Consider the following 11,619-nt stretch of genomic DNA (forward strand, 5'->3'; position numbering starts at 1 on the left):
GCTCGCGAAAGCGGTGTATCAGCCAACACATTCAGTGACTGACACTCCGCTTTCGCGAGCAAGCCCGCTCCCACAGGGTTCTGTGTGGGTTGGTGGGTTGGTGGGTTGATCAGGCTTTGGCTACGCCCACACGCCACTGCGCCGGCGGCAGCAACCCATTCACCAGGTAATTGCCCACGATCCGCGACTTGTACACCCGCGGGTTATGGTTCGCCAATGTGCGTGCATTGCGCCACAGCCGGTCCAGCGCCTTGTTGCTGGCCGTGGCGCTGGCGCCCAATGCATCGAACAAGCCGGTGGTCGCCGCCAACGTCGCATCCACCACCGGATTGACCGCCAGGCACACCTCCAACTCCGCCAACGCAACCTGCGAGTCGTCATCCTGCAGCGGCTGGTCCTGCGCAATCACATACTGCGCCGTCTGGTCCAGGCGCTGCGCCGCGTGCTGGGTAATGGCCTGTGCGGCGTAGGCTTGGCTGGCGACTTCGCCAATCACTTGCAGCAATTGCACATCCTGGGCGGCGGTGTCGGCGTTGCCGGTGGTGAAGGTGCGAGCGCGCTGGCTGAGTTCTGCGGCGCCACTGAGCGCGGCGCGGCGGGCGATGCCGGCCAGGGTGGCGAGGTGGTAGATCTGGTAGAACGATTGGCCATAGGCGAAGCGTTGGGTGGTGGGGCGCACATCGTCATCCACCACCGGTGCGTGGTCGAAGAGGCAGGTGCCGCTGGCGGTGAGGCGTTGGCCGAAGCCGTTCCAGTCGTCGACTATCTGTACGCCGGGCGCCTTGAGGTCGACGACAAGGCTGTACACCACGCCGTCTTCGCCAGTGGCCACGGTGTTGATCAGGTCACTGTAGAGCGCGCCGGTGGTGTAGAACTTTTTGCCGCTGATGCGCAGTGTGCCGTCGGTGTGGCGGTGCAGGCGCGTGCCGAAATCGCCACGGGCCTGGTTGCCGACTTCGGTGCTGCCTGGGGAGAGCAGGGCGCCTTGGCCAAGGCGGTCGAGCCATTGGGCGCGCCAGTCGTGGTCTTTGGCGCACAGGACGTCTTCGCAAAAGCCAAAATGCCCACGCAGGGCCTGGGTGATGTTGGAGTCGGCGGCGGAAAGCTCGGTCAGCAGCGCAAGCAGTTCAGCGAAGGTCGCGTCTTGCCCGCCGCAACTGACTGGCAATCGCCAGCGTGGCAAACCCAGTGCGTTGAGCTGTTGGATCACCGTCGCCAGGCTGGCGCGTGTCTGATCCGCCTCGGCAGCTTGTGCAAGGATCTGCGCAAACAGCGGGCGAAAAGGAGCGGCCAGTTGTTCGTAACGGGCGGAGGGCGCAGTGCCCCAGATATTCAATACGGGAGTCGACATGCAATGGACCTTGCAGAAAGGGATTCAGGCGCGGGGTCCAGTGGTCTGGTGGCGTCACCCTAACTCAGTGGGCAGCAAACTTTTAATACGAAAAATAGCTAACCCACTGTGCAGCGGTTCTATCGATAGTGCACAACAGTATTAAACCCGGCGCTTTTATTGCGTTAGCTTCTACGGGCGCCACGCTCGGCGACCGCCAAAACCCTTCCCTCATTGCCAGACTGCACGCCCACAGATGGTTGAGTCAGCCATTAACTGTGTGGATTCCTCCTATGATCAATCGTCGTAACCTGCTTGCCCTGCTTGCCCTGCTGGGCCTGGCCTCGCTGACACTGCACGGCTCATCGGTGTGGGCGGCAGCGCCGCAGACCCTCACGGTGGGCGACCAGTTCTTCTCCAATCGCATCGTCCTGGAGCTGTCCGGCGAGCTGAAAGACTTGCCGTATAAAATTGACTTCAAGCGCTTCAACACCGGCTCCCCGGTGGCCTCGGCGGTTGCCAGTGGCGCGCTGGACGTGGGCATTGTCGGCGACACGCCGGTGATCAGCCTCGCCGCCAATGGCGCGCCGGTCAAAGTGGTCGCCAGCACCCAGACCAGCCTTGATGGCGTGGGCATTGTGGCGCGCAAAGGCATCCATTCGGTGGCCGAGCTCCAAGGCAAAACGGTGGCGATCTGGAACGGCTCATGGAGCCAGCAACTGGCCTACAAGGCCCTGGATGAAGCCGGTGTGCCACGCAACAGCGTGACCTTCAAATACCTGCTGCCGGCCGAAGCCAGCCTGGCGCTGAGCCAGGGCGACATCGATGCCTTCGGCACCTGGGAACCCTACGTGTCGTTGCAGGAGAAAGAGGGCAGCACCTTGATCCGCAATGCCAAGGGCCTGATGAGTGCGCCAACCTACATCGTTGCGTATGAGCCGGCGCTGGCGCAGAAAAGCGCGATTATCAAGGATTTTATCGCGTGCCTCACCCGTGCCCGGGTGTGGAGCAGCACCCACGTGGATGAGTACGCCGAGGCGTGGTCGAAGGCCAACCAATCTGCACCGGAGATTGCCAAGGTGTGGTTCAAGCGGGATGCGATCAAGGTGCTGCCGATCTCCCCGACCATTGTCAGTGAGGCCCAGGCCACGGCGGATTTCCTGGTGGATGCGCAGATGCTCAAACAGCATTACGACGTGACACCGTTGTTTGATCAGGCCCTTTAAACGCGCAGGTAACACGCGCTAATAGTCTCGAACGCCTGTTGATACGGGGGCTGAGCTAGGGTTTTTTATTCCGGTTGGCGCCGGAATAAAAAATTAACTGGCATCAGTATGGAGTAGCCAGTAGGCTACAGGTGAGACTTTGACCAATACGATCGGCAGGACGCCGGAGTTTGATACATGGCTCGACGGTATGAAGGACCTTTGGGGCAAAACGGCGGTGCTGACGCGCCTGGACCGCGCCGAAGAAAACAATTTTGGCGATTGCGAGCCGGCCGGTGACGGCCTGAGTGAAATGCGTGTATTCGTCGGGCCTGGCTACAGGATTTACTTTGTACGCACGGGCATCACTGCTTACCTGATGCTGTGGGGCAGTGATAAAACCGACCAAAAAAGAGGCATAAAACGGGCAAAAGAGATTCTCGATGCCCTGAGAGGTAGGTGAAATGAGCAATTCGACATTCAAACCCGAGGACATGCCGATCCTCGATCTGGATACATCCGGCACCCGCGTCTACGAAGCTTCGCGCTTCCTCGACAGCCCAGAAATCATCAGCGCTTATCTGGCGCAAAGCATGAAGTCCCAAGACCCGCACATCCTCATGAAGGCATTGGCCGAGGTCGCCAAGGCCCAGGGTGTGAACAAGGTGGCCGAGGCGGCGGGTGTCAATCGCGAGAGCCTGTATAAAACCCTCAAGGGCGGCTCCAAGACACGTTTTGAAACGATCAAAAAGCTGATGCTGGCGTTAGGCGTTGAGCTGACTGTGCAGCCTGTCGCAGCGGGCGCAAACAAAAAATTGCCACGACACAACGGACAATAATCAGCAACTGTCAGTTTTCACAGTATCTTTCCCCTTGAAGTCATGGTCTTGTCACACGCTGATGCGAACGTTCCCTAGCCAAAAAACACAAGGCACCGGACCGCGCCTGAGTTGTACTTCAAGGAGATTTAATCATGAGGGTCGTGACCTCAGGCTCTGCTTATCTGGATATAGACGCTTACGCTTGTTGCATAGCCTACGCTGAACTGCTGAATCACCAAGGTGTTCAAGCGCGTGCGGTCAGCAGTGCGCCGCTCAATTTCAGCGTTTGCGCCAGTGTGCTCGGTTGGAAGGCCTCGCTGGACGATTACCAACCCGGCGCCGACGATGAGTTCGTGTTGGTGGATGTCTCCGACTACCATCATTTCGACCCGGTCGTGGTACTCGATCAGGTGTGCGAGGTGATTGATCATCATCCAGGCTTTGAAATTTACTGGGGGCAGAAGCTTGGCGCGGATGCCGAAATTCGTCCTATTGGTGCAGCGGCATCGCTGGTCTTCCAGCGCTGGGAAAAGTCCGGCCTGCTGCCGCAGATCAGCCGACACAGCGCGGCGTTATTGGCCACGGCGATTCTGGACAATACCCTTAACTTCACCGGCAAAATGACCGCATCCCTGGATATCTGGGCCTACGAGGTGTTGGCGCGGCGGGCGGGGCTGGCGGCAGATTGGCCGCAGCGTTATTTCAGCGAATGCCAGGCTTCGATCGAAGCCGACCTTGAGGTCGCCCTGGCGGCTGATATGAAACACATGACGGCCACGCGCAACCTGCCGCAGCTCATTGCGCAAATGACGGTGTGGGATGCGCAGGGGTTGCTCCAGCGGCATCACGCAGCCATTGAGCAATGGCTGGCGGCGCAAGGTGAGGACTGGCTGTTGAACGCCATCAGCATCCGCGAGCGCAAGAGCTATTGGTTGGCCGAGCCTTCGCTCAGCCAACAGAAACTGAGCCTGCTGCTGTCGCTCAATTGGCAAGGTACTCAGGCCGTGCTTGGGCGTGCGATGCAGCGCAAGGAGCTGGTAAAGCTGGCCCTGGCTGTCGCAAACGAAGACCTCAGCGCACGAGGCAAGGCCGTTTGTTGTTGAAAGCCCAGCCCGGAATCAAAAACTGCATCGCCACGCTGTCGTCCCGCGCCCCAAGGCCCATGCCTTTGTACAGTTCGTGGGCCTTGGCCACGGCGTCCATGTCGATCTCCACGCCCAGGCCCGGTTTGCTCGGCACCTTCACGTAACCACCCTCGATTTTCAGCGGCTCCCTGGTCAGGCGTTGGCCGTCCTGCCAGATCCAGTGCGTGTCTATCGCAGTGATGTCGCCCGGTGCGGCGGCGGCCACCTGGGTGAACATCGCCAGGGAAATATCAAAGTGGTTATTGGAGTGCGAGCCCCAGGTAAGGCCCCACTCATTGCACATCTGCGCCACGCGCACCGAGCCTTGCATGGTCCAGAAGTGCGGGTCGGCCAGGGGAATATCCACCGATTGCAGCTGGATCGCGTGGCCCATTTCACGCCAGTCGGTGGCGATCATGTTGGTCGCGGTTTTAAGCCCGGTGGCACGGCGGAATTCGGCCATGACTTCGCGGCCCGAGTAGCCGTTTTCTGCGCCACAGGGGTCTTCGGCGTAGGCCAGCACGTGGTGTTGATCGCGGCACAGGCGTATGGCTTCTTTGAGTGACCACGCGCCATTGGGGTCGAGGGTGATGCGTGCGTCCGGGAAGCGTTCGGCCAGTGCGGTCACTGCTTCGATTTCTTCATCGCCACTCAAGACGCCGCCCTTGAGCTTGAAATCGTTGAAGCCGTATTTGGCTTTGGCGGCTTCGGCCAGGCGTACTACGGTCTCGCTGGTCAGGGCTGTTTCATGGCGCAGGCGGAACCACTCGTCATCGGCGTCCGCCTCGTTGCGGTAGGCCAGGTCAGTGGCCGTGCGATCACCGACGTAGAACAGGTAGCCGAGCATTTTTACCGCGTCACGCTGCTGGCCTTCACCGAGCAGGGCGGCGATGGGCACTTCGAGGAATTGACCCAACAAGTCGAGCAGGGCGGCTTCCATGGCGGTGACGGCGTGGATGGTGATGCGCAGGTCAAAGGTTTGCAGGCCACGGCCGGCGGCGTCCCTTGATGCAAAGGTGGTGCGCATCTGGTTGAGGATGCGCTGGTACTGGCCGATGGGTTGGCCGATCACCAGGCTGCGGGCGTCTTCCAGGGTTTCGCGGATACGTTCGCCGCCGGGCACTTCACCGACACCGGTGTGGCCCGAGCTGTCCTTGAGGATGACGATATTGCGGGTAAAAAACGGCCCATGGGCGCCGCTCAGGTTCAGCAGCATGCTGTCGTGGCCGGCCACGGGAATGACTTGGAAATGGGTGACGACTGGCGTGGTCATGGCAAGGTCCTTATAAGCTCAAAGAGGTTTGCTGATAGCGGTAGCCGTTGGCGCGACGCTCGGCGGCGCCAGCACGGCAGAAGGCGAAGTCTTGGCAAAAAACACCAGGATGGCCGCCAGCACCGACGTGCCGGCCAGGCCATACAGTCCGCCCTGAATCGAGCCGGTGCTCTGTTCCAGAAAACCGAAGGTGGTGGGAGCCACGAACCCGCCCAGGTTGCCGATGGAATTGATCAGCGCGATCACCGCAGCGGCGATGCGCACATCCAGGTAACCCTGTGGGATAGGCCAGAACAGCGAGGAGGCGGACTTGAACCCGATGGCCGCGAAGCAGATCGCGACAAAGGCGAAGATCGGCCCGCCCGTGGTGGACATGAACATGCCGGCGGCGGCAATCAACAGCGCGGCGGCGACCCAGGCTTGCTGGAACTTGAACTTGCCCGACAGCGCGGCGAAGGCGTACATGGCGATGATCGAGATCAGCCACGGAATCGAATTGAAGAAGCCGACCTGCACGTCACTCAAATCGCCCATCTTCTTGATAATGCTCGGCAGCCAGAAGGTTGCGGCGTAGATCGTCAGCTGGATGCAGAAGTACAGGGCGCAGAACAGCAGGATCTGGCGGTCTTTCAGCAGCTTGGCGAGGGTCGGTTTGACCGTGGTCAGCGCCTCACGCTCGCGCTGTTCCTGGTCGATGGCGCCCACCAGTGCGTCCTGTTCTTCGCGGGTCAGCCATTGGGCGTCGTGGGGTTTGGAGTCGAGCCAGAACCACACAAAAAAGCCCAGTGCCACTGAAGCCAAGCCTTCAATGGCAAACATCCATTGCCAGCCGTGGAACCCGAACCCTTCGATTTGCAACAGCACCCCCGACAACGGGCCGGAGATCAGCGACGCAACCGCCGAGCCACTGAGGAAGATGGCGATGGCTTTACCACGCTCCACGCCGGGCAGCCAGCGGGTGAAGTAGTAGATCACGCCAGGGAAAAAGCCCGCCTCGGCCACGCCCAGCAGAAAGCGCAGGATGTAGAACTGGGTTTCGTTCTGGATGAACGCCATCAGCGTGGCGACGATGCCCCAGGTGAACATGATGCGGGTCAGCCAGATGCGCGCACCGACCTTTTGCAGCAGCATGTTGGAGGGCACTTCAAAGAGCGCGTAGCCGATGAAAAACAACCCGGCGCCCAAGCCGTAGGCAGCCGCGCCGATACCCAGGTCATGCTCCATGTGCGTGCGCACGAAGCCGATATTGACCCGGTCGATGTAGTTGAGGATGAACATGATCACGAACAGTGGGAGCACGTGGCCCTTCACTTTGCTCACGGCGCGCGTAAGGACCGAATCACTTTTTGGAGCGGCAGATGCATGGTTTGAATTGTTCACAATTCAAAACTCCCCCTGATTTATTTTTATGCGGGTTTGCGTGTTTTGTTGCCAGACATCATACAAGTGCTTTTCTCGAGTTCGCAATCTACCTATCACTGTTTTTGTTCTTATAAGGCTGCTGGCTGGTTGGGTGTTTTGGTTATTTGCTCAGGCTTTGTTGAGCGAGACTAACGTTTGTCGCCTTGGTCAATGCACTGTTCGCCTCGGCGCACTGGCCACAAAGCTCGACGAGTTGAGTACCGTCAAGATTAGTTGTCATACAAGTTCGTCGCTTTATTAATCAAGCCAACGCCTGCTCGGGGCAGGGTGTTAAGCTCCCCTCAGCCAACCCCGTGGACCCGTAGCGATGCCCATTGAAAGTGGAACCCTTGTGCGTAAACGTTCCAATAACCTCGCCCAAGGCGTGGTCGAGGCGCTGACCCAGCGCATCCTCCTGGGCCAGCTCAAGCCCGGTGAAAAATTGCCGTCCGAGTCCAGCATCGTGCTGGAGCATGGTGTGAGTCGCACGGTGGTGCGTGAGGCTATCTCCAAGCTGCAGGCGTCGGGGCTGGTGGAGACGCGTCACGGCATCGGCACCTTTGTGTTGGCGCAACACGCCCAGCAAGGTTTGCGCTTGCATGTGGACACGGTCGCGAGCGTGCGTAACATGCTCGAGCTGCGCCTGGGCCTGGAGGTGCAAGCCGTGGCGTTGGCCGCGCTGCGCAGGAGCGACGAACAGCTCGCCCACATGCGCCAGGCGCTGGACGATTACCAGGCCTCACTGGCCAACAACGACAGCTGTGTGGAGGAGGACAAGCGCTTTCACCAACTGATCGCCGAGGCCACCGGCAATACTTTTTTTACCGAAATCATGCTGCACCTGGGCAATGCGATGATCCCGCGCACCCAGGTCAAGGGCGTCGAACGCGGCGGTGCCGACTTTGCCAAGCTGGGGCAGTTGGCGAACCTTGAGCATGAGGCGATCTTCAATGCCATCAAGCGCCAGGACCCGGACGCGGCGCGGGCCGCCATGGTGCTGCACCTGACCAACAGCCGGGACCGGTTTTCCGGGGAATGACAAGGAACCACCGTTGAACGAACACACATTGTCCATGCGCCTGGAGCGCGTGGCCGCCAACGTGCCAGCCGGCGCACGCCTGGCCGACATCGGCTCGGACCACGCTTACCTGCCGGTGGCCTTGATGCGCCGTGGCGTGATCACGGCCGCGGTGGCGGGGGAAGTGGCAACCACGCCCTTTCACGCAGCCCAACGCACCGTGCGCGACAACGGCCTGGAGCAGCACCTCAGCGTGCGCCTGGCCGACGGCCTGGCGGCGATTGAACCGGGCGATGGGATCACTGCGATCAGCGTGTGTGGCATGGGCGGCGAGACGATTCGCGACATTCTCGACAACGGTAAGCTGTACCTCAGTGGCCAGGAACGCCTGATCCTGCAACCCAATGGCGGCGAGCAACCCTTGCGTCAATGGCTGATGGATAACGGCTATCGCATCCTTGGCGAGGAGTTGCTGCGGGAAAACCGCTTTTACTACGAGATCATCGTGGCCGAGCGCACAGGCGCCGTGACCTACACCGATGAGCAGCTGTACTTCGGCCCGTTGCAAATGCAAGCCCGCAGCCCGGAATTCCTGGCCAAGTGGCAGCGGATGCTGCGCCAGAAGCACAAGACCCTGGCCAGTTTTGAGCAAGCCCGCCAGGCGGTGCCGGAGCAAAAACTGCAAGAAATTGCTCAGCAGGCGCGCTGGATTAGCGAGCTGCTGGCTTGAATGAAAACGCCGCAGACACCTGCTCTGCGGCCGCGGATGTGCTCCAATAGTGGGCTTATTTGCAGACCCAGGAACCCTGTCATGGCCGAGAGCACCGACCAAGCCTTCTACGACCGCGCAGACGCGCATATCGAACTGTCCAACGAGCAGCTCAAGACCTGTGAAAACCTCGGTGAGGTCAGTGCCTCGATGATGTTCGGCACCACGCGCTTCAATGCCTGGGCCAGCGCCCGCAACTTCAAGTCCGGCGCCGAAATGGCCGAGGCGCGAGAGGCGATGCTGAAGTATTTCTGTGACCAGTACCGGATGATGCTTGAGGATAACCTGGATGATCACATTAATAATTTCAGCCAGTACATGCGGGTGAACGTGGCGGATTAAGAGAGTGATGGGGGAGGGGTTGTGTGTCTGGCAGCCCCAGTGGATGCCATCGCAGGCAAGCTGGCGCCCACAGTTACCGTTTCACTCCCGTCATTGAGTGCTTTTGCCCCATTTTCGCGCACGCCTGCGCACTTTTTCATTGCCGCACCGCCTATCTCCAGCCCCTTCACCAACGGCCCAAATCTTGCTAGAGCCATGTTAATCAATGACATGGCATTTTGCTTCTAGTCATTTCCAGCTTGTTTTCGGGAGCGGTCGGTCATGCACACTCTTCTATCACCCGGTATCCATTTGCTCGGCCGTTTCGGTTTTGCGCGCAAGTTCCAGGTGCTGTTTTGCCTGTTCATGCTGCCCCTGGCGGGGAGCCTCTGGATGATTGGCTCGGACTATCGCGGCAAATTGAACGTGATTAGCAGCGAGCAGTCCGGTGTGCACCAACTGTTGGCCCTGGACACGCTCGATGGCCAGTTGAGCGCGCAACGCAACCTGGCCGCGCGCTGGAAAGCCCTGGATATCCTCCACGCGCCAACCCCGGCCGCCCAGGCTGCCATGGACAAAGTGGATGCCGGCAACCCGATGATCATGCAAAGCCTGCAAGCCCTGGGTGAGGCGCTCAAAACCCGGAACGCCAGCGCTGACACGCTTGCGCGTTTCGAGGCGTTGCAGGCGGCGGTCAAGGGCATGGACACCCAATCTCTGCGCACCGTGGGCTGGTGGCCGGACGGCTACGACCGTTTCACCGCCGCGTTGACGGCGCTGCAAACCCTGCGCGAGCAAATCACGCTGGACACTGGCCTGATCCTCGACCCGTGGCTGGAAACCTACCTGCTGATGCAGATTTCCACCCAGCACACCCCGGACCTGATCGAGCGCATCGGTCGCACGGCCAGCGTAGGCCAGTCGTCCATCGCCTCGGGGCAGTTCACCTTGCAAAGCCGCTTGCAGATGCGCGACCTGCGCGGCCGTATCGGCGATGCACGCGACCAATTGGCCAAGGCCGCCGCTTCGCTCAAAGCCAAGCAATATCCCGGGATCGAGCCGTGGACGGCGCAATATGACAGCAGCCTGCTGCTGCTGGATAACCAACTTAAAACCTTGGACGACGGCGTGTTTGGCGGCACCATTAAATTGGACACCGCCGCCTTCGACAGCAGCGTCGACAGCATGTTGGGCGCGTTGGCGGCGTTGCGCAGCCAGTCGCTGAACTCACTGGATGCGCGCCTGAGTTATTACCGCGAACGCTCGCTCCAGCACTTTATTCCGGTAGCGGCGACGTTCAGCCTGTTGGCGCTGGCCGCGCTGTACCTGTTTATCTGCCTGCAAGCCTCGATCCGGCGCAGCGCCAGCGGCATCACCACACTGGCCGAGTCCCTGCGCGACGGCAACCTGTGCGTCGAGGTAGCGGTAGAAGGCCGCGATGAGCTGGCGGCAATCAGCACCGCGCTCAACGTCGCCGTGATGCAATTGCGCACCAGCCTGCTGGGCGTCAACCATGAGACCCAGCAACTCGGTTCAGCCGTGCTGACCCTCAATAGGCAGTCGGGCAGCACCCTCACTGAGGTTGAAGACCAACAACACCAAATCAGCCAGATTGCAGCCGCCGCGACCCAGCTGGCCGCCACCTCTATGGGCGTGGCCAGGAGCTGCGAGCAGGCGTCGGGCAGTGCGCAGCACACCCGCCGGATTGCCGAAGACAGCAGCCGCGACAGCCAGCGCACCACAGCGAGTATCCAACAGCTCAACCAGCGCCTGACCGACACCGCCAACGCCCTGGAGCAGGTCAGCCAGCAGGGCCAGCAGATTCAATCGGTGGTCGACACCATTCGCGGCATTGCCGAACAGACCAACCTGTTGGCGCTCAATGCCGCCATCGAGGCTGCGCGCGCGGGCGAGCAGGGGCGTGGGTTCGCCGTGGTGGCCGACGAAGTGCGCAGCCTGTCGCAACGCACCCAGGCGTCCACCGCGCAAATCGCCGGCACCGTAGACAGCCTGCGCGCCACCGTCAGCCAAGCGGTCAGCCTGATGGGCGCGGCGTGCGATCAGGCACTGACCGACGCCGAATCCGTGACGGGCCTGGGCACCCGCCTGGGCGAAATTGCCGGTGCGGTGCAACACGTCACCGACACCCTGGCGCAGATCGCGGCAGCGGTGGAAGAACAGGCGGCCACGGCCGATGAGGTCAGCGGTAATATCCAGCAGGTCGACCAGGCGGCAGGGCGCTTGCTGGACGGCGCACGGGCGGTCAATTCGGCGGCGGATACCTTGAGCAAGGGCAGCCGGGCGTTGAGTGATAACACCGCGCGGTTCCGGCTGGGCTGAGGCGCCGGCGGTTGAAC

At 60.8% G+C, this 11,619-nt stretch carries 11 protein-coding genes; 8 read left to right on the forward strand and 3 right to left on the reverse strand.

Features of this window, described 5'->3' with window-relative positions:
• Positions 1 to 109: 109 nt before the first annotated feature.
• On the reverse strand, positions 110 to 1,351 hold the full coding sequence (locus ACTD9P_RS19435; RefSeq protein ID WP_438868966.1) for an acyl-CoA dehydrogenase family protein: 1,242 nt from the start codon (positions 1,349 to 1,351) through the stop codon (positions 110 to 112).
• Between the two features lie 272 nt (positions 1,352 to 1,623).
• On the opposite strand from ACTD9P_RS19435, the gene ACTD9P_RS19440 reads away from it, so the two are divergent.
• The 4 genes from ACTD9P_RS19440 (at position 1,624) to ACTD9P_RS19455 (ending at position 4,459) form a co-directional block, all read left to right on the forward strand.
• A complete protein-coding gene (locus ACTD9P_RS19440; protein ID WP_438868967.1) occupies positions 1,624 to 2,556 on the forward strand; it encodes an ABC transporter substrate-binding protein in 933 nt (310 codons plus the stop codon).
• A gap of 139 nt (positions 2,557 to 2,695) precedes the next feature.
• Positions 2,696 to 2,998 (forward strand): type II toxin-antitoxin system RelE/ParE family toxin, encoded by a 303-nt coding sequence (locus tag ACTD9P_RS19445; protein ID WP_428552643.1) that lies wholly within the window; start codon positions 2,696 to 2,698, stop codon positions 2,996 to 2,998.
• A 1-nt stretch (position 2,999) separates the two neighbouring features.
• Positions 3,000 to 3,374 (forward strand): addiction module antidote protein, encoded by a 375-nt coding sequence (locus tag ACTD9P_RS19450; RefSeq protein WP_438868968.1) that lies wholly within the window; start codon positions 3,000 to 3,002, stop codon positions 3,372 to 3,374.
• Between the two features lie 134 nt (positions 3,375 to 3,508).
• Positions 3,509 to 4,459, forward strand: coding sequence for a DHH family phosphoesterase (locus tag ACTD9P_RS19455; RefSeq protein ID WP_438868969.1), 951 nt, complete (start codon positions 3,509 to 3,511; stop codon positions 4,457 to 4,459).
• Here the strand turns inward: ACTD9P_RS19455 and gudD are convergent.
• The gene (gudD, locus tag ACTD9P_RS19460) at positions 4,428 to 5,753 is read right to left on the reverse strand and encodes a glucarate dehydratase (protein ID WP_438868970.1); all 1,326 of its coding nucleotides are present in this window, start codon (positions 5,751 to 5,753) and stop codon (positions 4,428 to 4,430) included. The two genes, ACTD9P_RS19455 and gudD, sit on opposite strands and share 32 nt — an antisense overlap.
• A gap of 18 nt (positions 5,754 to 5,771) precedes the next feature.
• Positions 5,772 to 7,133: an MFS transporter gene (locus ACTD9P_RS19465; protein ID WP_438868971.1), complete on the reverse strand. Its 1,362-nt coding sequence runs from the start codon at positions 7,131 to 7,133 to the stop codon at positions 5,772 to 5,774.
• 349 nt (positions 7,134 to 7,482) lie between these two features.
• Here ACTD9P_RS19465 and ACTD9P_RS19470 point away from each other — a divergent pair, with 349 nt between their 5' ends.
• The 4 genes from ACTD9P_RS19470 (at position 7,483) to ACTD9P_RS19485 (ending at position 11,602) form a co-directional block, all read left to right on the forward strand.
• A complete protein-coding gene (locus ACTD9P_RS19470) occupies positions 7,483 to 8,193 on the forward strand; it encodes a FadR/GntR family transcriptional regulator (protein ID WP_200431363.1) in 711 nt (236 codons plus the stop codon).
• 13 nt (positions 8,194 to 8,206) lie between these two features.
• Positions 8,207 to 8,902: a tRNA (adenine(22)-N(1))-methyltransferase gene (locus ACTD9P_RS19475; RefSeq protein ID WP_438868972.1), complete on the forward strand. Its 696-nt coding sequence runs from the start codon at positions 8,207 to 8,209 to the stop codon at positions 8,900 to 8,902.
• A gap of 81 nt (positions 8,903 to 8,983) precedes the next feature.
• Positions 8,984 to 9,283, forward strand: a complete 300-nt coding sequence (locus tag ACTD9P_RS19480) for a DUF3144 domain-containing protein (RefSeq protein ID WP_438868973.1) — start codon at positions 8,984 to 8,986, stop codon at positions 9,281 to 9,283.
• Positions 9,284 to 9,544: 261 nt separating this feature from the next.
• Complete coding sequence (locus ACTD9P_RS19485) at positions 9,545 to 11,602, forward strand: methyl-accepting chemotaxis protein (protein ID WP_438868974.1); 2,058 nt, start codon at positions 9,545 to 9,547, stop codon at positions 11,600 to 11,602.
• Positions 11,603 to 11,619: the final 17 nt, after the last annotated feature.

It is taken from the genome of Pseudomonas onubensis (assembly GCF_965653655.1).
Classification (GTDB): Bacteria; Pseudomonadota; Gammaproteobacteria; order Pseudomonadales; family Pseudomonadaceae; genus Aquipseudomonas.

What these genes read in the sequence shown, in the direction of transcription:
- ACTD9P_RS19435 (WP_438868966.1), bottom strand. Translation starts at nt 1,351, where the DNA reads ATGTCGACTCCCGTATTGAATATCTGGGGCACTGCGCCCTCCGCCCGT.
- ACTD9P_RS19440 (WP_438868967.1), top strand. Translation starts at nt 1,624, where the DNA reads ATGATCAATCGTCGTAACCTGCTTGCCCTGCTTGCCCTGCTGGGCCTG.
- ACTD9P_RS19450 (WP_438868968.1), top strand. Translation starts at nt 3,000, where the DNA reads ATGAGCAATTCGACATTCAAACCCGAGGACATGCCGATCCTCGATCTG.
- ACTD9P_RS19455 (WP_438868969.1), top strand. Translation starts at nt 3,509, where the DNA reads ATGAGGGTCGTGACCTCAGGCTCTGCTTATCTGGATATAGACGCTTAC.
- gudD (WP_438868970.1), bottom strand. Translation starts at nt 5,753, where the DNA reads ATGACCACGCCAGTCGTCACCCATTTCCAAGTCATTCCCGTGGCCGGC.
- ACTD9P_RS19470 (WP_200431363.1), top strand. Translation starts at nt 7,483, where the DNA reads ATGCCCATTGAAAGTGGAACCCTTGTGCGTAAACGTTCCAATAACCTC.
- ACTD9P_RS19480 (WP_438868973.1), top strand. Translation starts at nt 8,984, where the DNA reads ATGGCCGAGAGCACCGACCAAGCCTTCTACGACCGCGCAGACGCGCAT.
- ACTD9P_RS19485 (WP_438868974.1), top strand. Translation starts at nt 9,545, where the DNA reads ATGCACACTCTTCTATCACCCGGTATCCATTTGCTCGGCCGTTTCGGT.